The sequence below is a fragment of the Sulfitobacter sp. 1A12157 genome, assembly GCF_043557345.1.
Classification (GTDB): Bacteria; Pseudomonadota; Alphaproteobacteria; order Rhodobacterales; family Rhodobacteraceae; genus Sulfitobacter.
Genome location: NZ_JBIFFV010000001.1, coordinates 485,491 through 504,256 on the forward strand (window position 1 = coordinate 485,491; position 18,766 = coordinate 504,256).

Genomic DNA, 18,766 nt, shown 5'->3' on the forward strand with positions numbered 1-18,766 from the left:
TCACCCAAGCCCGACGCGCAGGCAGTCGTGGATATGCAGCAGACCCACGGGCGATTTGCCGTCGTTCTGTGCGGGGTCGGTCACGATAAGGCAGGTGATCTTGCGGGTGTTCATCACGCCCACGGCCTTTTCGGCCAATTCGTCGGGGGTGATGGTCACGGGCGAGGGGGTCATGACGTCGCGGGCGGTCATGGTCATCAAGCCATCCAGATGCCGGGCAAGGTCACCCATGGTGATGATCCCGGCCAGCGCGCCATGCGCGTCGGTGACGCAGACCACGCCAAAGCCCTTGCGGCTGATTTCGCTCAGCGCCTCGGGCATAGGGGCGTCGGCGGTGACCAGCGGCAACGCGTCGCCCACATGCATCAGATCGGCCACGCGGCTTAGCCGCGCGCCCAGCTTGCCGCCGGGGTGGAAGTCGCGGAAATGTTCGGCGGTGAAGGCGCGGTTCTCCATCAACGCCACGGCCACCGCATCGCCCATCGCCAGCGTTAGCGTGGTCGAGGTGGTGGGCACCACGCCGGTGCCGCAGGCCTCTGCAGCGCGGGGCAGTTCGAGCACCACATCGCTATGGCGGCCAAGGCTGCTTTCGGGGCGGCTGGTGATACCAATGAGCGGAATGGCATAGCGGCGCGAATAGGCGATGAGGTTGGCAAGTTCCGGCGCTTCGCCCGAGTTCGAAATCGCCAGCACCACATCGGCGGCGGTGATCATGCCCAGATCGCCGTGGCTCGCCTCGGCCGGGTGGACGAATTGCGCGGGCGTGCCGGTGGAGGCCAGCGTCGCCGCGATCTTGTTGCCGATATGGCCCGACTTGCCGATGCCGGTGACGATCACGCGGCCCTTGCAGGCGCGCATCAGGTCGACGGCGGCGCGAAAGCGGTCATCGAGGCTATCGGCCAGCAGGGTCAGCGCCTCGGCTTCGCAGCGGATCACGCGGCGGGCGGTGTCGAGGAAAGGTGTGTTCATGCGTGTGCGAAGATGTCCGTGTCCGGCCATCCCTCCAGATCCAGCCGCGCGCGCATCGGCAGGAAATCGAAACAGGCCTGCGCCATGTCCATCCGGCCTTCGCGTATCAGGCGTTTGTTAAGTTCATCGCGCAGCCGGTGCAGGTAAAGCACATCGGAGGCGGCATAGTCGATCTGCGCTTGGGTTAGTTCTTCGGCTCCCCAATCGCTGGATTGCTGCTGTTTCGAAATATCGACGCTCAGAAGTTCTTGGCAAAGCTTGGCCAGCCCGTGCCGGTCGGTATAGGTGCGAACCAGTCGGCTGGCGATCTTGGTGCAATAGACCGGCGTCGCGGTGGCGCCAAAGGTGTTGCGCATCGCGGCAATGTCGAAGCGGCCATAGTGGAACAGCTTCAGCACATGGGGGTTTTCCAGCAGCGCGCAGAGGTTCGGCGCCTCGGTCTGGCCCTTGGCCACCTGCACCAGATGCGCGTGACCATCGCCGCCCGAAAGCTGCACGACACAGAGCCGGTCGCGATGCGGATGCAGCCCCATTGTTTCGCAATCAATCGCGACCATCGGCCCAAGGTCGAGGTCATCCGGCAGGTCGTTCTGATAGAGGAAATTTGTCATGAGCACGTCTATATCCTGCTTGCCCGGCATGGGAAAGCAGCGCTTTGCGCCGCGTCAGACGGTGGCCAGATCCCGCAACGCGGGGCGCGGGTAGCGGCGCAGCAGGCGGTCGACCAACAGATGACACTGGTAGCCAGGCCATTCGGGACGGATCAGCCCACCGGGCAGGGCGGGATGCCTTAACACCAGTCGCCGCCAGTTGTGCACGATCAGGCAGCGCAAAACCGCAACGTCTAAGGGTCTGAGTTGCTCCGGAGCGGGAAGTTCGGCATCTAAGGCGCTGAGCGCAACCAAGAGCGCGGCATAGTCGCGCTCAAGCGCGGCAGGTTCCACTGCGCGGCGCAGCCACTCGGGCGGGGGCGTGCCGGGCAGGGTAAGGCATCCCTTGGGGGTCGCGCTCTCGGCCCGTCCGACATAGGCGCGGGGCAGGGCGGCGATGAACCCCGCCTCTCGCAGGGCGCTGTCGGTCTCGGGCCCGTTCTCCTCGGTCACGACCATCTGCCAAGGTTCCGACAGGTCCGGCGGCGCGGCGTAGATGCGCGGACTGGCAGCAGCGCTTTCCGCGCGGCCTTGGGCGGTCAGGCTGTGCTGGCTGATCCGCCCCACCTTTTGCGACTGTAGCCACCCGTCATTGCGCAGTCGGTGCAGCGCCACGCGGCTTGCCTCGGGCCGCACATCTAGCGCGGCCATGATCTGCGACAGCACCGGCCCGTCGATCGCATCGCCCTGTCCCTGCGCCAGATCGCCGAAGAGACTGACCATCAGCGACCAAACCCTCTGACCGCCAAGGCCCGCGAGTGCGGCGACGACCGCCGGTGTGTGCTCAGACGGCATTCATCGTCAGCAGGTCGTATTCCGCAACCGCCTCCTCGCGCTGGTTGGTCAAGGTTACATGCCAGCGGACCTCGCCATATTCCTCGTTGCGCGGGGTCTTGTGCTTGACCGAGAGCCGCACCTTGATGCTGTCCCCGCCCGAGACCGGTTCGAGGAAGCGCAGGTTGTCGAGGCCGGTGTTGGCCAGCACCGGGCCGGGGTCGGGCTGCACGAAGAGGCCTGCGGCAAAGCTCAGCAGCAGGTAGCCATGCGCCACGCGCCCCGGGAAGAAGGGGTTCGCCTTGGCGGCCGCGTCATCCATGTGGGCATAGAAGGTGTCGCCGGTGAAATGGGCGAAGGTCTCGATATCCTCCAGTGTCACCTCACGCGCGGGCGAATGGAAGGTCTCGCCCAGATCGAGCTCGGTGAAGCGGCGGGTGAAGGGGTGAGCGCGGTCGGTGATTTCCTCGGCCCCCGGCACCCATTGCTTGCCGATGGCGGTGAGAATGTCGGGGCTGCCCTGCACCGCGGTGCGCTGCATGTAATGCATCACGCCGCGCACGCCGCCCAACTCCTCGCCGCCGCCCGCGCGGCCCGGGCCGCCATGCACCATATGCGGCAGCGGAGAGCCGTGGCCGGTGGCCTCAGCCATTGATTTGCGGTTGTTAAAGTAAAGCCGTCCGTGGAAGGCCGCGGAACCCATGGTCAACTCGCGCGCGACCTCGCCGTCATTGGTGATGATCGACGCCACCAGCGAGCCTTGGCCGCGGTTCAGAAGCTGCGTGGCATGGGCCAGATCGCGGTAGGGCATGAGGGTGGAGACGGGGCCGAAAGCCTCGGTGTCATGCACCCGCTCGGCGGCGTCGGGATCGGCGCAATGGAACAGCATGGGCGGCAGGAAGGCACCCTTGTCCCGGTCCGCGCCCTTCACGGTGAAATTCTCCGGATCGCCGAAGACCCGCTCGGCCTCGGCACTCAGCAGCCCGACCTTTTCCAGCACGTCGCGTTTCTGACTACCCGAGACTAGTGCGCCCATGCGCGTGTCCTCGGCGCGGGGGTCGCCGATGGTGGTCTTGGCGAGGCGCTCGGAGAGCGCCGCGATCACCGCGTCGACCTGCGCCTGCGGCACCATGATGCGGCGGATGGCGGTGCATTTCTGCCCCGCCTTGGCGGTCATCTCGCGCTGCACTTCCTTGACGAAAAGGTCGAACTCCGGCGTGCCCGGCACGGCATCGGGGCCGAGGACGGAAGCGTTGAGACTGTCCTGCTCGGAAGTGAAGCGGACGGAGTTTTCCATGAGCTTCGGATTGCCACGCAGCTTCAGCGCGGTGTCGGCGGAGCCGGTGAAAGCCACCGCATCCTGACAGCCGAGCAGGTCGAGCATGTCGCCCAAGCCCCCGCTCACGAATTGCAGCGCGCCCTTGGGCAGCAGCCCGCTGTCGAGCATCAGCCGTACGCAGTGCTCAGTGACGTAGCAGGTGGCGGTGGCCGGTTTCACGATCGCGGGGACGCCCGCAAGCAGGGTGGGGGCGAGCTTCTCCAGCATGCCCCAGACCGGGAAGTTGAAAGCGTTGATATGCACCGCGACGCCCTGAAGCGGGGTGCAGATGTGCCGCCCCATGAACTGCCCCTCGCGGCCCAGTTGCTCGGGTGCGCCGTCGAGATAGACATACGCATCCGGCATCTCGCGCCGGCCCTTGGAGGCGAAGACCAGCATCGTGCCGATCCCGCCGTCGACGTCGATCTTGTGGTCCGAGAGCGTCGCCCCGGTGTCGTAGCTCAGGTCATAGAGCGCCTGCTTATGCTCCATCAAATGCAGCGCTAGCGCCTTGAGCATACGTGCGCGGTCGTGGAAGGTCATGGCGCGCAGGGCAGGGCCGCCGTGTTCGCGGGCGAAGCTTAGCATCGCGCCGGCGTCCAGCGCGTCGTTGCCGGCCTGCGCGATCACCTCGCCGGTGATGGCGCTGGCGATGTTGCGGGCGCCGGCCCCGGGGGCCAGCCATTCGCCGGCGGCGTAACTGTGAATATCGCGCATGTCGGCTCCTTCAGTGGGTGTCGTAGTCGATGACGAGCGTGTCGCTCAGCGGGTAGGACTGGCAGGTCAGCACGTAGCCGCGTTCGACCTCGTAATCCTCCAGCGCGTGGTTCGAGATCATCTCGACCTCGCCCTCCAGCACCTTGCCCATGCAGGTCGAACAGACCCCGGCCTTGCAGGAGAACGGCGCCTCCTGACCGTTTTCCAGCGCCGCTTCGAGGACCGACTGGCCCTTCTGCATGGAAAAGCTGCGCCGCGCGCCATCAATGATGACGGTGATCTCGGTGCCCTTCTGGCCCTCGCTGCGCTTCGCTATTTCCTGCTTCGCCAGACGCCCCTGCTGGCTTTCGCTGAAGAGTTCGAACTTGATCTGATCCTCGCCCAGACCGTTGGTTTTCAACGCCTCGGCAATCGCCAGCATCATCGGTTCCGGCCCGCAGATGAAGGCGGTGTCGATCGTGTCGATCTGGATCCAGTGCTTGAACAGCGCGTCGCATTTCGCCTGATCGACGCGGCCTTCGAAAAGCTCCATGTCCTGCCCGGATTCGAGGATATGGATCACCGTCAGGCGGCCCATGTAGCGGTTCTTAAGATCCTCGAGCTCCTCACGGAACATGATCGTGTTTACCGCGCGGTTGGCATAGACCAGCGTGAAGGTCGACTGCGGTTCGCGTTTCAGCACGGTCTTCAGGATCGACAGCACCGGGGTGATGCCCGAGCCGCCCGCGAAGCCGAGGTAGTTCTTGGCCACCTCCGGCTCGATCGGGGTGAAGAACTTGCCCTGCGGCGGCATGGCGTGCAGCATGTCGCCGACCTTGAGTTCGGTATTGGCATAGGTCGAGAAGGCCCCGCCATCGACGCGCTTGATGCCCACCTTCAGCTCGCCATCGTCCAAGCCTGCGCAGATCGAGTAGTTGCGCCGCAACTCGGTGCCGTCGAAGTCCTGCTTGAAGGTCAGGTACTGGCCCTGGGTGAAGGCGAAGGCCTCGGGGTTTTCCGGCTTCAGCGTCAGCACCACCGCGTCGCGGATGGTGTGGTGAATGTCGGTAACGGTGAGAGGGTGGAACTGGCTCATCGGGGCCTCAGATACATTTGAAATAGTCAAAGGGTTCAAGGCAGTCCAAGCACCGCCATTGCGCCTTGCAGGGGGTCGAGCCGAACTGGCTGATGCGCTCCACCGCCTTGGATTTGCAATGCGGGCAGTGCTGCGGCCCGCCGGCGGGCCGCGGCGGCGCGATGCCGTAGGCTTCCAGCTTGGCGCGGCCGGTGTCACTCATCCAGTCGGTGGTCCAGGGCGGGGAGAGCTGGCGTTTCAGCTCCAGCTTCTCGATCCCGTGGCCGTGCAGCGCCGTCTCGATATCGAGGTTGATGATGCTGGTGGCGGGGCAGCCCGAATAGGTCGGCGTGATCGTCACAACCAGCGTGTCGCCGTCCCATGCCACATCGCGGATGATGCCAAGATCGGTGAGCGAAATGGCCGGGATCTCAGGGTCCGGGATCGCCGAGAGCCAGGCCCAGACCGTCTCCAACGTGGGCTTCTCAGCCCGCGCAGCACCGCGCGGGGCGGCACCGCGCACCACCCCCGGCACCGGCGTGGGGGCGGGCCGGCTGTGGGGCGTGGGTTTCACCATGTGGCGTCCGGGTAGGCGCGTTGCAGCCACTGCATCTGGGTCAGCATATGGCCCAGATGTTCGCTATGCCGCGCGCCGGTCTTCCCGCCCCTATGGGCAAAGTCATCCTCGGGCCTCGTTAGGGTCGCCGCCGCCAGAGTGTCGCCGACCAGTTGGTCATAGCTCTTACGCATACCCGCCGGATCGGGGGCGATACCGGCCTCAACCATAGCGGCGTCAGCATCATCGCCGATGAACATCTCGCCCACATAGGGCCAAAGCAGGTCAAGCGCTGCCTGCATCCGGCGGTGGCTTTCCTCGGTCCCGTCGCCAAGGCCGATCACCGTGTCGGAAGAGCGTTCGAGGTGATAGGTCACTTCCTTCGCGGATTTCTCGGCGATGGCGGCGATCTGCTTGTCGCTGGAATCGATCAGCGCGGTGAGCTGCGCCAGATGCCATGCGTCGAACAGAAACTGCCGCATCATGGTCTGGCCGAAATCGCCGTTGGGCTGCTCCACCAGCAGGACATTGCGGAAATCCCAGACATCGCGGTGAAAGGCGAGCGCATCGGCATCACGTCCCGCGCCCTCGACCTCACCTGCCAGACCCAGCCACAACTGCGTCTGCCCGATCAGGTCGAGCGCCACGTTGGCCAGCGCGATGTCCTCTTCCAGCACCGGCGCCACGCCGCACCATTCCGAGACGCGGTGGCCCAGCACCAGCGCGTTGTCGCCCATCCGGCAAAGAAATTCGAACTTGGGGTAGGTGCCGCTCACATCGCCCCCACTTCGTCGGGAATGTCGTAGAAGGTGGGGTGACGGTAAACCTTGTCGTTGGCGGGCTCATAAAGCGCGCCTTTTTCTTCGGGGGAGGAAGCAGCGATGGCGCTGGCCTCGACCGCCCAGATGCTCACGCCCTCGTTGCGGCGGGTATAGACGTCGCGGGCGTTCTTGATTGCCATCTCCGCGTCCGCAGCATGCAGGCTGCCGACATGGCGGTGGCTCAGCCCGTGCTGGCCGCGGATGAAGATCTCCCACAGGGGCCATTCGGTGGGCCGGGCCCTGCCATGGGGGGCGGCTTCGGTGCCTTTGTATTCGCTGGATTCAGGGCTGCTCATGTCGCTTACTCCGCTGCCATTTGTCTGCTGCGCTTTTTCTCGGCGTGGGCCAGAAGCCCCTCGCGCACCCAGCGGCCTTCGTCCCAAGCCTTGTTGCGCGCCGCCAGCCGTTCGGTGTTGCAGGGGCCGTTGCCCTTGAGCACCTGAAAGAACTCTTCCCAATCCGGCTCGGCGAAATCGTAATGGCCGGTCTCTTCGTTGAACTTTAACGTCTCGTCGGGGATCGTGAGACCGAGGTATTCGGCCTGCGGCACGGTCTCATCGACGAACTTCTGGCGCAGCTCATCATTGGTGTTCATCTTGATCTTCCAGGCCATCGACTGCGCGGAATGGACCGAATCCTTATCCGAGGGGCCGAACATCATCAGCGCCGGGAACCAGAAGCGGTTGAGCGCATCCTGCGCCATCTTGCGCTGGGCAGGCGTGCCCTTGGCCATCTTCATCATGATGTCGAAGCCCTGCCGCTGGTGGAAGCTTTCTTCCTTGCAGATGCGGACCATGGCGCGGGCGTAGGGCCCGTAGGAAGTGCGCTGCAACGGCACCTGATTCATGATCGCGGCCCCGTCGACAAGCCAGCCGACGGCGCCCATGTCGGCCCAAGTCAGGGTCGGGTAGTTGAAGATCGAGGAATATTTCATTTTGCCCGACAGCAGGTCGCGGGTCATTTGGTCGCGGGTCACGCCGAGCGTCTCGGCGGCGCAGTAGAGGTAGAGGCCGTGGCCCGCCTCGTCCTGCACCTTGGCCAAAAGGATCGCCTTGCGCTCCAGCGTCGGGGCGCGGGTGATCCAGTTGCCCTCCGGCAACTGGCCCACGATTTCGGAATGCGCATGCTGTCCGATCTGGCGGATCAGGTTCTTGCGGTAGCCGTCGGGCATCCAGTCCTTGGGCTCAATCTTGCCGCCCGCGTCGATGCGCTCCTGAAAGGCGCGCTCTTCGGGGTCCATCTCGTCGAGGGATTTGACGCCCTTGCCGGTGGATTTGATCATCTGTGCATACATCGGTCCGTTCCTTTCGAGGAAAGAAGTGTCAGCCTGCGTTTTCGAGGATCAGGGCGACGCCCTGACCCACGCCCACACACATGGTACATAGCGCGTATTTGCCGCCCGTCCGCTTGAGCTGCAGCGCCGCCGTCATCACCAGACGCGCGCCGGACATGCCAAGGGGGTGACCGATGGCGATGGCACCACCGTTGGCATTCACATGGGGTGCGTCGTCCGGTACGCCGAGGGCGCGCAGCGTGGCGAGGCCCTGGCTCGCGAAGGCTTCGTTGAGTTCGATCACGTCCATCTGCTCGATCGTCAGGCCCGCGCGGTCCAGCACCTTGCGCACCGCCGGAATCGGGCCGATGCCCATGACGCGGGGCTCGACGCCCGCCGCCGACATGGCCACGACGCGCGCGATTGGGGTGAGGCCATGGTCCTTCACGCCTGCCTCAGACGCCAGCAGCATCGCCGCAGCACCGTCGTTCACGCCCGAGGCATTGCCTGCCGTCACAGTCAGATCGGCGCCATTGATGCCGCGCAGCTTGCCCAGTTTCTCCAGCGTGGTGCCGGGGCGGGGGTGTTCGTCGCGGTCGACGACCACGTCATCACCTTTGCGCTGCGGGATGGTGACGGGGGCGATTTCCTCGGCGAAGATGCCCTTTTCGGCGGCGGCGGCATAGCGTTCCTGGCTGCGCGCGGCGAAGGCGTCTTGGTCCACGCGCGACACGTCGTAATCGGCGGCGACGTTGTCGGCGGTCTCAGGCATGGAATCGACGCCGAACTCAGCCTTCATCTTTGGGTTCACGAAGCGCCAGCCGATTGTGGTGTCATAGACGGCATTATTGCGCGCAAAAGCGGTTTCGGCCTTTGGCATCACGAAGGGTGCGCGCGACATGCTCTCGATCCCGCCGGCGATGGCGAGGTCCATATCTCCGGCGCGGATCGCCCGGGCGGCGGCACCGACGGCGTCCATACCGCTGGCGCAGAGACGGTTGATCGTGGCGCCCGGCACCTCGACCGGCAGACCCGCCAGCAGGGCGGCCATGCGTGCCACGTTGCGGTTGTCTTCGCCAGCCTGGTTGGCGCAGCCCATGATCACGTCATCCACGCGTGCCCAGTCCACCGAGGGATTCCGCTCCATCAACGCCTTCAGCGGCACGGCGGCCAGATCGTCGGCCCGGACCGAAGAGAGGGCGCCGCCGTAACGGCCGATGGGGGTGCGCTGCGCGTCGCAGATGAAAGCCTGCATGGGGGTCTCCTGTTGTTGCACCGCAATCTACACATTGGGGCGATTCGGTTCAATCAAAATGTTACGGAATAAATATAGGTTGCGAATTTTGGTAACACTTCATCGCCCTGTCACCAAAGCTTTGCCAAAGAGTCACGCAGCTGTCGGGCATCTGTCACGCGTCGGGGGTTCTGTGCCGCCATCGCCACCCCCAGAGGAAGCTCACGATGACCAAACTGATCCGCCCGACCCGCCGCGCTGTGCTGGCGGGCTCCACCGCCTTTGCCGCAAGCCTTGCCATGCCCAGCCTCAGCCGTGCGGCCGCGCGCCCGGTGTTTACCCATGGGGTGCAGTCGGGCGATGTCGACACGCAGTCCGGCATGATCTGGACCCGCACCGACCGCCCGGCGCGGGTGCAGGTCGAAATCTCCACCACCGAAAGCTTTGCCAATGCGCGCCAGCTTGCGCCGATGAACGCACTGCCGAACCACGATCTGGCGGTGAAACGTCCGATTGAGGGGCTGCCCTCGGATCAGGACATCTTCTACCGCTTTACCGCTGCGGACCTGAGTGACATCAACGCCACCTCCGAGCCGATCGTCGGGCGCTTCCGTACCGCGCCCACCGCGCGCCGCGACCTGCGCTTTGCTTGGTCCGGTGACACCGCCGGGCAGGGCTGGGGCATCGACGAGGAGGGCATGCGCACCTATGCGACCATGGCCAAACACCGCCCCGACTTCTTCCTGCATTCCGGTGACACCATCTATGCCGATGGCCCGCTTGAGGATGAGGTGCAGCTTGACGATGGCACGATGTGGAAGAATACAACCATCATCGACGAGAAGCGCAAGGTGGCCGAGACGCTGGACGAATACCGCGGCCAGTGGAAATACAACCTGATGGACGCCCATGTGCGCGAGATGAACGCCCATGTGCCGACCTTCATGCAATGGGACGACCATGAGGTCGTGAACAACTGGTCCTCCTCGCGCAGCCTGATGGAAGACGACCGCTATAGTGAGAAGTCGATCCATGTCCTTGCCGCGCGCGCTTCGCAGGCCTTCCATGAGATGACCCCGCTGCGCATCACCCCCGCCGAGCCGGGCCGGGTCTACCGCAAGATCAACTACGGTCCGATGCTGGATGTCTTCTTCCTCGACCTGCGCAGCTACCGGGGGCCGAACAGCGAGAACATGCAGACCGAGATGTCGGAGGCCACCGATATCCTCGGGGCCGAGCAGATGGCATGGCTCAAGCGCGAGTTGACCAATTCGGCGGCCACATGGAAGGTCATCGCCTGCGACATGCCCATCGGTCTGGTCGTCGGCGGCGGGGCCGAAGCGGTTGCCAATGGCGACAATGGCGCCGCCAAGGGCCGCGAGCAGGAGATCGCGGGGCTGCTGCCTTTCATCAAGACCGCGCAGGTCGACAACGTGGTCTGGTTCACGGCGGATGTGCATTACACTGCCGCGCATTACTACAACCCCGACAAGGCGCAGTTTCAGGACTTTGACCCGTTTTGGGAGTTTGTCTCGGGCCCGCTGCACGCGGGCACCTTTGGCCCGAACGAGTTGGACGGCACCTTTGGCCCTGAGTTGAAATACGTCAAAGCGCCCGAAGACGGTCAGGTGAACCTGCCGCCCTCCGCCGGTCTGCAATTCTTTGGCTTGGTCGATATCGACGCCAAGACCCAGCAGATGAAAGTGCGCCTGATGGACCGCGCCGATACCGAGCTTTACTCGGTGACGCTCGACCCAAAGGGGGCGGCGATCTAAGCGCCCTCTGGAAGGCACAGTGAGAGGATCGCCCGGATGCGGGCGATCCTTTTTGTTTCAGTAGTCGACGCCGCGCTGTGCTTTGATGCCTGCTTTGAACGGGTGTTTAACCTCGGACATTTCGGTCACCAGATCGGCATAGTCGCAAAGCTCGGGCCGTGCGTCGCGGCCTGTAAGCACGACGGCGGTGCGCTTGTCGCGGGCGTCGAGCCCGGCGATCACGTCTTCGATCTTGAGGTATTCATAGCGGATGGCGATGTTGATCTCATCCATCACCACAAGGTCATAGTCCCCGCTTTCCATCATCTCGCGCGCCTTGCCGAAGGCGGCCTCGGCGGCGGCGATGTCGCGGTTGCGGTCTTGGGTGTCCCAGGTGAAGCCTTCGCCCATCGTGTGCCATGTCACCTCGTCCAGCCGTTCAAAGAACAACCGTTCGCCGGTTTTCCATTTGCCCTTGATGAACTGCACCACACCGACGCGCTGTTTCCAGCCAAGCGCGCGCACCACGACGCCGAAGGCGGAAGAGGATTTGCCCTTGCCCGGGCCGGTATGGACCAGCACCAGACCCTTGTCTGGGTCTTGCAACTCGGCCACCTTGGCGCGCTGTTCGGCCTGACGCCGCTGCATCTTTTCCTTGTGGTCTTTCGGATCCGCGTCGCTCATCGGTCATCTCCTCTATCCGGTTTCGGGGCACCATAGGGAGAGGCCGGGCCGGGCGAAAGCCCGCATTCGATCACGCTTTGGGATCGGTGACAGACCGCGCCTTGCCCCGCTCCATCCCCAGCTGCCGCTCGCGCCAGATCACCAATGCGCCCGCGCTGATCACCAACGCCGCGCCCGCCAGCATCATCATCGTGGGCAGTTCGGCAAAGAAGACATAGCCCAGCAAAATGGCGAAAAGCATCGAGGTGTAATCATAGGGCGCCAGCATCGAGGCCGAGCCAAAGCGATAGGCCGAGGTGATCAGGATCTGCGCCACCCCGCCGATCAATCCGGCGAGGACCAAGAGGCCAAAGGTTTGCGGATCGGGAATGACCCAGCCGAAAGGCAGGGTGCAAAGCGCCAGCAGGGAGGCGGTGCAGGAGAAGTAGAAGACGATCGCGGCAGTGTCTTCGTTCTGCACCAATTGGCGAATGTGAATCTGCACGAGGCTGCGCACCATTGTCGCCATCAGGATCAGCAACGCGCCGATGGTGGCTGTCTGTTCCATCGTGCCGATGCTGGTGAAACGCGGCCAGAGGATGATCATCACCCCCACCAACCCAATCGCCACGGCACTCACGCGGATCAGACGGATTTTCTCGCCCAGCAACACGGCGGCGAGGATGACGGTGAAAATCGGCGTGGCAAAGCCGATGGCCGTGACCTCGGGCAGGGGCAGCAGGCCGAGGCCGGTGAAGGTCAGCCCCATCGCCGTGGTGCCGAACAGCCCGCGCCAGACATGGCCCATCGGGTTTTGCGTCTTTAGCCCGCTTTTCAGTTTGCCGCGTTGCGCGAGCCAGATCAGGATCACCGGAATGGCAAAGAAGGAGCGAAAAAAGACCGACTCGCCTGCGGGCACTTCGTCGGCCAGCGATTTGATGATCGCGGACATGCAGGTGAAAAGCAGGATCGCCGTGATTTTCAGACCGACACCAAGGGCGGGACGGGCGGAGAAATCATCGACTTTCATGCTTTGATTCTCACGCCTCGGGGCCGATTATGCCGCGGTTCTGGCCAATCTGTCCGCGATGCAGCAGCAGGTGATCCAGCAGCACGCAGGCCATCATCGCCTCGCCCACCGGTACTGCGCGAATACCGACGCAAGGATCGTGGCGGCCCTTGGTGATGATCTCGGTCTCTTCGCCCTGTTTCGTGATCGTGCGTCGCGTGGTCAGGATGCTGGAGGTCGGCTTCACCGCGAAGCGCAGCACCACATCCTGCCCGGTGCTGATCCCACCCAAGATGCCGCCCGCGTGGTTCGAGGAATATTCCGGCCCATCCGGCCCCATGGTGATCTCATCGGCGTTCAATTCGCCCGTCAGCATCGCCGCCGACATGCCCTCGCCGATCTCCACACCTTTGACGGCATTGATGCTCATCATCGCGGCGGCCAGATCGGTGTCGAGCTTGCCATAGACCGGCGCGCCGAGACCCGCAGGCACGCCGCGCGCGGTGACTTCGATGATCGCGCCGACGCTGCTGCCCGATTTGCGCAGCCCGTCGAGGTAGTCGGCCCAGTCGCTGGCCGCCTTGGCATCCGGCACCCAAAAGGGGTTTTGGTCGATCTGGTCCCAATCGAACGCCTCGCGGTCGATCTTATGCGGCCCCATCTGCACCATGTAGCCGGTGATCTGAAGCTTTGGGGCCAGCGCCTTGATCGCCTCCCGCGCCAGACCGCCCGCCGCCACCCGCGCGGCCGTCTCCCGCGCCGAGGAGCGGCCACCCCCGCGATAGTCGCGGATGCCGTATTTCTGGAAATAGGTGATGTCGGCGTGACCGGGGCGGAACTTGTCCTTGATGTCGCCGTAGTCTTTGGAGCGTTGATCTGTGTTCTCGATCATCAGCTGGATCGGGGTGCCGGTGGTGACCCCTTCGAAGGTGCCCGACAGGATCCGCACCGCATCCGCTTCGCGCCGCTGTGTGGTGTATTTGTTCTGGCCCGGTTTGCGCTTGTCGAGCCACTGTTGAATCATGCCCTCGTCAATCGGCACGCCGGGGGGGCAGCCGTCGATGGTCGCCCCAAGGGCGGGCCCGTGGCTCTCGCCCCATGTGGTGACCCGGTAAAGATGGCCAAAGCTGTTGATCGACATGGGCGGACCTCCTGTTGTCAAACCCTTAGCGGGGGCGGCGCCCTGCCTCAAGGGGATTTGCCTTGCCAATTGTGCAGGTCCGATCTACCCCTGACGCTACCTCGGGGGGCCTTTGGGCTGAGATGTGCGTGTCGCGCGGACCCGTTGAACCTGAACCGGTTAACACCGGCGGAGGGAAGGTCAGGACAGACATCCACCTTTTACCTTTCGCCGCAAAAGGAGGATGCAATGAAGTATCTTACACTTGCTGCGGGCGTCATGGGCGCATCAGCCGCATGGGCCGAGACGCCTGAATTGACGGTCTATACCTACGACAGTTTCGTCACCGAATGGGGGCCAGGGCCGGCCATCGAAGAGGGGTTCGAGGCCGACTGCGGCTGCGATCTGAAATTCGTCGGCATGGGCGACGGTGCGGCCTTGCTGGCGCGGCTCAAGCTGGAAGGCGCGCGGTCGGACGCGGATATCGTGCTGGGGCTCGACACCAGCCTGATCGCCGCGGCGAAAGAGACCGAATTGTTCGCGCCGAGCGGGTTGCAGGCCGACTATGACCTGCCGATCACTTGGGAAGACAAAGTTTTCGTGCCCTATGACTGGGGCTATTTCGCCTTTGTCCACGGCACCGATCTGGAGGCGCCCGGCGATTTCAAGGCGCTGGCCGAGAGCGATCTGAAAATCGTGATCCAAGACCCGCGCTCTTCGACGCCGGGCTTGGGGCTGCTGATGTGGGTCAAAGCGGCCTATGGCGACGCCGCGCACGAGGTTTGGGCGGGGCTGGCCGATAACGTCGTGACCGTGACAAAGGGTTGGTCCGAAGCCTATGGCCTCTTCCTTGAAGGCGAGGCCGACATGGTGCTGAGCTACACGACTTCCCCCGCCTATCACCTGATCGCGGAGGAGGACGACAGCAAGACCGCGGCGCTGTTCGACGAAGGCCACTACATGCAGATCGAAGTGGCGGGGAAACTTGCCGGGTCGGATCAGCCGGAACTGGCGGATCGGTTCTTGCAATACCTCGTCTCTGATGCCGCGCAATCGGTGCTGCCGACGACCAACTGGATGTATCCCGCCGTGACGCCCGAAGGCGGTCTGCCCGAAGGGTTCGAGGGCATGATCCAGCCCGGCAAGGCGCTTTTGGTGCCGAACGGCGAAGTCCCCGCGCTGCGTGAGGAGGCTTTGGACGAATGGCTGACCGCGCTGTCGCGTTAAGCGGCAAAACGGGGCTTTTCGCCGCCGCGCTGGTCGCGGGGCTGATCCTTGCGGCCTTGGTCGCTGTTTTTACGGCAGCCGATGTGGGTGCAGGGCTCGACCCGGCGGATTGGGCGGCGGTGCGGTTTACCGTGACGCAGGCGGTCTGGTCGGCGGTGCTTTCGGTGCTGCTGGCCGTGCCGGTGGCGCGGGCCTTGGCGCGGCGGCGGTTCTGGGGGCGTGGGGCGCTGATCACCCTGCTGGGCGCGCCCTTCATTCTGCCGGTGATCGTTGCGGTGCTGGGGCTGCTGACGGTCTTTGGCCGGTCGGGCGTGCTGAACCAATTTGGCGCGGCTCTTGGCCTGCCGCCGCTGTCGATCTACGGGCTGCATGGCGTGGTTCTGGCGCATGTGTTCTTCAACCTGCCGCTGGCCACGCGGCTTTTGCTGCAAGGCTGGCAGAGCATCCCGTCTGAGCGATTTCGGCTTGCGGGGCAACTCCAGATGACGCCGCGGGCGCTGTTTCTGGCGCTGGAATGGCCGATGCTGCGGCAGGTGCTGCCCGGTGTGGCGGCGCTGATTTTCGTGATTTGCCTGACCAGTTTCGCCGTGGCGCTGACGCTGGGCGGTGGGCCACGGGCGACGACGATCGAATTGGCGATCTATCAGGCCTTTCGGTTCGATTTCGATCTGGGGCGCGCCGCGCTGTTGTCGGTGGTGCAGCTTGTGCTCGCGGGGGCTGCGGCGGTGGCGGCGCTTTGGCTGATCCCGCCGATCAGCTTGGGCGGCGGATTGGACCGCCCCCTGCGCCGCTGGGATGCGCGGGGCGGCGCGCAGCGGTTGCTCGACATCACCGTCATCGCGCTCGCCGCGCTGTTCCTATTGCTGCCGCTGGCGGCGGTGGTTCTGCGCGGGCTGGCGGGGATCGCGCAGCTGCCCGCCTCGGTCTGGCAGGCCACTGGGAATAGCATTCTAGTGGCGGGGTTGAGCGTGGCGGTGCTGGCCCTGCTGGCGCTGCCGATGGCAGGCTGGATCGCCACCCGGCGGCGCGGCGGGGTTGAGGCGATTGGCCTGATGGGGCTTGCAGCCTCTCCGCTGATGATCGGCACGGGGTGGTTCATCTTGATCAACCCGGTGCTGGACCCGGCGCGGCTGAGCCTGCCGGTGACCGCTTTGGTCAATGCGCTGATGGCGCTGCCTTTCGTGCTGCGCATTCTGGTGCCGCGGCTGCGCGAAACCTTGCAGGACTATGGCCCGCTGACACAGACCCTCGGCATGACGGGTTGGGCGCTGTGGCGGCTGTTGGTCCTGCCGCGTCTGCGCCCACAGCTGGGCTTTGCCGCCGGGCTGACGGGGGCGCTCTCGGTGGGGGATCTCGGCGTGATCGCGCTTTTCGCCGATCAGGATCGTGCGACGCTGCCTTTGCAGATGTACCGTCTGATGGGCGCCTACCGGATGGAGGCCGCAGCGGGCGCGGCGCTGCTTTTGCTGGTCTTGGCGCTGGCGGTGTTTTTCGTCTGCGACAAATGGGGGCGCTGGCATGCTGACGCTTGAAGAGATGCGCATTGAGCGGGGCGATTTCAGCCTCGTCGCCGATATGACACTGGCGCAGGGGCGCAACTACGCGGTGATCGGCCCCTCGGGGTCGGGCAAGTCGACCCTGCTGGCGGCAATCTGTGGGTTCGTGCCGGTGGCGGCGGGGCGGCTGCTGCGGGAGGGGGAGGAGATCACGGATCAACATCCCGGCCAGCGCGGCATGACGATGCTGTTTCAGGATAATAACCTGTTTCCGCATCTCACCGTGCGGCAGAACGTCGGCCTTGGCCTGCGCCCTGACCTGCGGCTGAAAGCGGCGGACCGGGAGGCGGTCGATGCCGCCCTCATGCGGGTGGGGCTCAGCGATCACGCCGCGAAACGCCCCGGGGCGCTGTCTGGCGGACAGCAAAGCCGGGTGGCGCTGGCGCGGGTGTTGGTGCAGGCGCGGCCTTGGGTGCTGTTGGATGAGCCCTTTGCCGCGCTCGGCCCCGCGCTTCGGGTCGAGATGCTGGATTTGGTCCAAGACCTTGCTCGGGAGACCGGGGCGGGGCTGATCATGGTGACCCATGCACCCGACGACGTGCGCCGCATCGCGGATGAGGTGATCTTTGTCGAAGGCGGGCGCGCCCATGCGCCGGGGCCGGCGGCGGAATTGCTCGACAACCCGCCCCCGGCCCTGCGCGCCTATCTCGGCTAGGCGGCGGAAATTTCCGAAATTTCCGCGCCGTTTTCTTTTGAAGAAAACCTCTCCAGCGCTTGGGTCATGCCAAGGGCGGCCTGCGCGGCCTCGCGCCCCTTGGTAACGAAATGGTCGCGGTAGATCGCATTGTGATGATCCGTTTCCTGATAGTGGTGCGGGGTGAGCGAGACCGACAGCACCGGCAGGTCGCAGTCCAACCCCACGCGCATCAGCCCATCGACCACCGTCTGCGCCACGAAGTCATGCCGGTAAATGCCGCCATCCACCACGAAGGCCGCGCAGATCACGGCGTCATAGCGCCCGGTCTTGGCCAGACGTTGCGCCATGAGCGGCAGTTCAAAGGCGCCGGGAACGGCGAAACTGTCCACCTGTGCGGCGTCGATCACTTCGGTAAATCCGTCATAGGCGCGGTCGACGATATCCGCATGCCAGCTTGCACGCACAAAGGCGAAACGGGCGGAACGTTCTTGTGTCATGGTGATCTCCTTTAGGTTCAGACACGTCCACCCAAGGCGATCACGCGCAACGACCGGGGCTTCGCCCCCGTCCTTGTTCGCATTCTCTTTCATCCGGACTGTGACCGTCGGCTCTGGAATTGCACCAGATCTGCTGACACCTTCGAAAAGGCCGCTCGCGGGCTTGCGGGGACCGCTTACCGCCGGTGGGGAATTTCGCCCCGCCCTGAGAATGATGTCAGGTTGCCAAGTTGCACAAGGCTCTGCAATACCAAAACAAACGCATAGGAGACACCATGCACCCCAATCCGATCTACCGCAAAGAGGGCCGCGACCGGAACCTTGCCTTTGCCCGTGACACCGGTTTTGGCGTCTTGGCGATCAACGGGGCTGAGGGGCCGTTGATGGCGCATGTGCCCTTCATCCTGAACGACGCCGGGGATTTGGCCGAGTTGCATCTGGTGCGCTCGAACCCCATCGCGCGGGCGCTGAAAACCCCGCAGCCGGTGCGTTTGGCGGTGACGGGGGCCGATAGCTATGTCTCGCCGGATTGGTACGGGATCGAGGATCAGGTGCCGACATGGAACTATGTGGCCGTGCATCTGGCCGGCACGCTGGTAATGCGCCCGGCAGAGGAACTGCCGGATCTGCTGGCGCGGCAATCGGCGATATATGAGGCGCGGCTGGCCCCGAAGACCCCATGGAAGATGGACAAGATGACCCCCGAGGCGCGGGACAAGATGCTTCGGATGATCGTGCCTTGTCACCTTCGCGTCACCGGGGTCGACGGCACATGGAAGCTGGGCCAGAACAAGGATGCGGCCGTGCGTCTCGCGGCGGCGGATCAGATGGCGGCACATGGATTCGGCACGGATCCGGCGGTGATGGCCGCCCTGATGCGCGGGGTGTGATCGCCGTTGCGTCCGGCGCGGCGCCGTTGAATAGTGCGGACAACCAA

General features: G+C 64.5%; 19 protein-coding genes and 2 riboswitches. Of the genes, 5 read left to right on the forward strand and 14 right to left on the reverse strand.

Features of this window, described 5'->3' with window-relative positions; translation table 11 throughout:
- From ACGYLC_RS02435 to pcaF, 10 genes are read right to left on the reverse strand one after another with little or no spacing between them, the layout of a single operon-like run.
- On the reverse strand, positions 1-969 hold the full coding sequence (locus tag ACGYLC_RS02435) for an SIS domain-containing protein (RefSeq protein WP_394421465.1): 969 nt from the start codon (positions 967-969) through the stop codon (positions 1-3).
- Complete coding sequence (locus ACGYLC_RS02440; RefSeq protein WP_394421467.1) at positions 966-1,580, reverse strand: ribonuclease D; 615 nt, start codon at positions 1,578-1,580, stop codon at positions 966-968. The genes ACGYLC_RS02435 and ACGYLC_RS02440 overlap by 4 nt, the downstream gene beginning before the upstream one ends.
- Positions 1,581-1,634: 54 nt before the next feature.
- On the reverse strand, positions 1,635-2,414 hold the full coding sequence (locus tag ACGYLC_RS02445; protein ID WP_394421469.1) for a PaaX family transcriptional regulator C-terminal domain-containing protein: 780 nt from the start codon (positions 2,412-2,414) through the stop codon (positions 1,635-1,637).
- The gene (paaZ, locus tag ACGYLC_RS02450; RefSeq protein WP_394421470.1) at positions 2,404-4,428 is read right to left on the reverse strand and encodes a phenylacetic acid degradation bifunctional protein PaaZ; all 2,025 of its coding nucleotides are present in this window, start codon (positions 4,426-4,428) and stop codon (positions 2,404-2,406) included. Before paaZ ends, ACGYLC_RS02445 begins: the two co-directional genes overlap by 11 nt.
- Before the next feature lie 10 nt (positions 4,429-4,438).
- Entirely contained in the window at positions 4,439-5,503 is a 1,065-nt protein-coding gene (locus ACGYLC_RS02455; RefSeq protein ID WP_394421471.1) for a 2Fe-2S iron-sulfur cluster-binding protein, read from the reverse strand.
- Between the two features lie 7 nt (positions 5,504-5,510).
- Positions 5,511-6,059, reverse strand: coding sequence for a 1,2-phenylacetyl-CoA epoxidase subunit PaaD (gene paaD / locus ACGYLC_RS02460; protein ID WP_394421472.1), 549 nt, complete (start codon positions 6,057-6,059; stop codon positions 5,511-5,513).
- Positions 6,053-6,775, reverse strand: coding sequence for a 1,2-phenylacetyl-CoA epoxidase subunit PaaC (gene paaC, locus ACGYLC_RS02465; RefSeq protein ID WP_394421818.1), 723 nt, complete (start codon positions 6,773-6,775; stop codon positions 6,053-6,055). Before paaC ends, paaD begins: the two co-directional genes overlap by 7 nt.
- A gap of 35 nt (positions 6,776-6,810) precedes the next feature.
- On the reverse strand, positions 6,811-7,155 hold the full coding sequence (paaB, locus tag ACGYLC_RS02470) for a 1,2-phenylacetyl-CoA epoxidase subunit PaaB (RefSeq protein WP_394421473.1): 345 nt from the start codon (positions 7,153-7,155) through the stop codon (positions 6,811-6,813).
- Between the two features lie 5 nt (positions 7,156-7,160).
- Positions 7,161-8,153 carry a 1,2-phenylacetyl-CoA epoxidase subunit PaaA gene (gene paaA / locus ACGYLC_RS02475; RefSeq protein WP_394398426.1) on the reverse strand — a complete coding sequence of 331 codons (993 nt, stop codon included), beginning with the start codon at positions 8,151-8,153 and terminating at the stop codon, positions 7,161-7,163.
- A gap of 28 nt (positions 8,154-8,181) precedes the next feature.
- Positions 8,182-9,387, reverse strand: a complete 1,206-nt coding sequence (pcaF, locus tag ACGYLC_RS02480) for a 3-oxoadipyl-CoA thiolase (protein WP_394421474.1) — start codon at positions 9,385-9,387, stop codon at positions 8,182-8,184.
- Between the two features lie 206 nt (positions 9,388-9,593).
- On the opposite strand from pcaF, the gene ACGYLC_RS02485 reads away from it, so the two are divergent.
- Positions 9,594-11,141: an alkaline phosphatase D family protein gene (locus tag ACGYLC_RS02485; RefSeq protein WP_394421476.1), complete on the forward strand. Its 1,548-nt coding sequence runs from the start codon at positions 9,594-9,596 to the stop codon at positions 11,139-11,141.
- 57 nt (positions 11,142-11,198) lie between these two features.
- Here the strand turns inward: ACGYLC_RS02485 and cobO are convergent, their stop codons facing one another.
- From cobO to aroC, 3 genes are all read right to left on the reverse strand, one after another.
- A complete protein-coding gene (cobO, locus tag ACGYLC_RS02490; RefSeq protein WP_394421477.1) occupies positions 11,199-11,804 on the reverse strand; it encodes a cob(I)yrinic acid a,c-diamide adenosyltransferase in 606 nt (201 codons plus the stop codon).
- Positions 11,805-11,874: 70 nt separating this feature from the next.
- Positions 11,875-12,813 (reverse strand): DMT family transporter, encoded by a 939-nt coding sequence (locus tag ACGYLC_RS02495; protein ID WP_394398432.1) that lies wholly within the window; start codon positions 12,811-12,813, stop codon positions 11,875-11,877.
- 10 nt (positions 12,814-12,823) lie between these two features.
- Positions 12,824-13,933 carry a chorismate synthase gene (gene aroC, locus ACGYLC_RS02500; protein ID WP_394398433.1) on the reverse strand — a complete coding sequence of 370 codons (1,110 nt, stop codon included), beginning with the start codon at positions 13,931-13,933 and terminating at the stop codon, positions 12,824-12,826.
- Positions 13,934-14,025: 92 nt separating this feature from the next.
- Positions 14,026-14,127, forward strand: a riboswitch (TPP riboswitch).
- Positions 14,128-14,161: 34 nt separating this feature from the next.
- Between aroC and thiB the strand changes: the two genes are divergently transcribed.
- The 3 genes from thiB to ACGYLC_RS02515 are packed head-to-tail and all read left to right on the forward strand — an operon-like array spanning position 14,162 to position 17,350.
- Positions 14,162-15,139 carry a thiamine ABC transporter substrate binding subunit gene (thiB, locus tag ACGYLC_RS02505; protein ID WP_394421478.1) on the forward strand — a complete coding sequence of 326 codons (978 nt, stop codon included), beginning with the start codon at positions 14,162-14,164 and terminating at the stop codon, positions 15,137-15,139.
- Complete coding sequence (locus ACGYLC_RS02510; RefSeq protein ID WP_394421480.1) at positions 15,115-16,671, forward strand: thiamine/thiamine pyrophosphate ABC transporter permease ThiP; 1,557 nt, start codon at positions 15,115-15,117, stop codon at positions 16,669-16,671. Before thiB ends, ACGYLC_RS02510 begins: the two co-directional genes overlap by 25 nt.
- Positions 16,658-17,350 (forward strand): ATP-binding cassette domain-containing protein, encoded by a 693-nt coding sequence (locus tag ACGYLC_RS02515; RefSeq protein ID WP_394421482.1) that lies wholly within the window; start codon positions 16,658-16,660, stop codon positions 17,348-17,350. Before ACGYLC_RS02510 ends, ACGYLC_RS02515 begins: the two co-directional genes overlap by 14 nt.
- Here the strand turns inward: ACGYLC_RS02515 and ACGYLC_RS02520 are convergent.
- On the reverse strand, positions 17,347-17,829 hold the full coding sequence (locus tag ACGYLC_RS02520; protein WP_394421484.1) for a 6,7-dimethyl-8-ribityllumazine synthase: 483 nt from the start codon (positions 17,827-17,829) through the stop codon (positions 17,347-17,349). The genes ACGYLC_RS02515 and ACGYLC_RS02520 overlap by 4 nt on opposite strands.
- A gap of 77 nt (positions 17,830-17,906) precedes the next feature.
- A riboswitch (FMN riboswitch) is annotated at positions 17,907-18,046 on the reverse strand.
- A gap of 58 nt (positions 18,047-18,104) precedes the next feature.
- On the opposite strand from ACGYLC_RS02520, the gene ACGYLC_RS02525 reads away from it, so the two are divergent.
- Positions 18,105-18,719 carry an FMN-binding negative transcriptional regulator gene (locus ACGYLC_RS02525; protein ID WP_394421486.1) on the forward strand — a complete coding sequence of 205 codons (615 nt, stop codon included), beginning with the start codon at positions 18,105-18,107 and terminating at the stop codon, positions 18,717-18,719.
- Positions 18,720-18,766: the final 47 nt, after the last annotated feature.

Excerpts from the sequence above, each read along its gene's own strand:
- ACGYLC_RS02435 (WP_394421465.1), bottom strand. The coding sequence starts at position 969 with ATGAACACACCTTTCCTCGACACCGCCCGCCGCGTGATCCGCTGCGAA.
- ACGYLC_RS02440 (WP_394421467.1), bottom strand. The coding sequence starts at position 1,580 with ATGACAAATTTCCTCTATCAGAACGACCTGCCGGATGACCTCGACCTT.
- ACGYLC_RS02445 (WP_394421469.1), bottom strand. The coding sequence starts at position 2,414 with ATGCCGTCTGAGCACACACCGGCGGTCGTCGCCGCACTCGCGGGCCTT.
- paaZ (WP_394421470.1), bottom strand. The coding sequence starts at position 4,428 with ATGCGCGATATTCACAGTTACGCCGCCGGCGAATGGCTGGCCCCCGGG.
- ACGYLC_RS02455 (WP_394421471.1), bottom strand. The coding sequence starts at position 5,503 with ATGAGCCAGTTCCACCCTCTCACCGTTACCGACATTCACCACACCATC.
- paaD (WP_394421472.1), bottom strand. The coding sequence starts at position 6,059 with ATGGTGAAACCCACGCCCCACAGCCGGCCCGCCCCCACGCCGGTGCCG.
- paaC (WP_394421818.1), bottom strand. The coding sequence starts at position 6,775 with ATGGGCGACAACGCGCTGGTGCTGGGCCACCGCGTCTCGGAATGGTGC.
- paaB (WP_394421473.1), bottom strand. The coding sequence starts at position 7,155 with ATGAGCAGCCCTGAATCCAGCGAATACAAAGGCACCGAAGCCGCCCCC.
- paaA (WP_394398426.1), bottom strand. The coding sequence starts at position 8,153 with ATGTATGCACAGATGATCAAATCCACCGGCAAGGGCGTCAAATCCCTC.
- pcaF (WP_394421474.1), bottom strand. The coding sequence starts at position 9,387 with ATGCAGGCTTTCATCTGCGACGCGCAGCGCACCCCCATCGGCCGTTAC.
- ACGYLC_RS02485 (WP_394421476.1), top strand. The coding sequence starts at position 9,594 with ATGACCAAACTGATCCGCCCGACCCGCCGCGCTGTGCTGGCGGGCTCC.
- cobO (WP_394421477.1), bottom strand. The coding sequence starts at position 11,804 with ATGAGCGACGCGGATCCGAAAGACCACAAGGAAAAGATGCAGCGGCGT.
- ACGYLC_RS02495 (WP_394398432.1), bottom strand. The coding sequence starts at position 12,813 with ATGAAAGTCGATGATTTCTCCGCCCGTCCCGCCCTTGGTGTCGGTCTG.
- aroC (WP_394398433.1), bottom strand. The coding sequence starts at position 13,933 with ATGTCGATCAACAGCTTTGGCCATCTTTACCGGGTCACCACATGGGGC.
- thiB (WP_394421478.1), top strand. The coding sequence starts at position 14,162 with ATGAAGTATCTTACACTTGCTGCGGGCGTCATGGGCGCATCAGCCGCA.
- ACGYLC_RS02510 (WP_394421480.1), top strand. The coding sequence starts at position 15,115 with ATGGCTGACCGCGCTGTCGCGTTAAGCGGCAAAACGGGGCTTTTCGCC.
- ACGYLC_RS02515 (WP_394421482.1), top strand. The coding sequence starts at position 16,658 with ATGCTGACGCTTGAAGAGATGCGCATTGAGCGGGGCGATTTCAGCCTC.
- ACGYLC_RS02520 (WP_394421484.1), bottom strand. The coding sequence starts at position 17,829 with ATGACACAAGAACGTTCCGCCCGTTTCGCCTTTGTGCGTGCAAGCTGG.
- ACGYLC_RS02525 (WP_394421486.1), top strand. The coding sequence starts at position 18,105 with ATGCACCCCAATCCGATCTACCGCAAAGAGGGCCGCGACCGGAACCTT.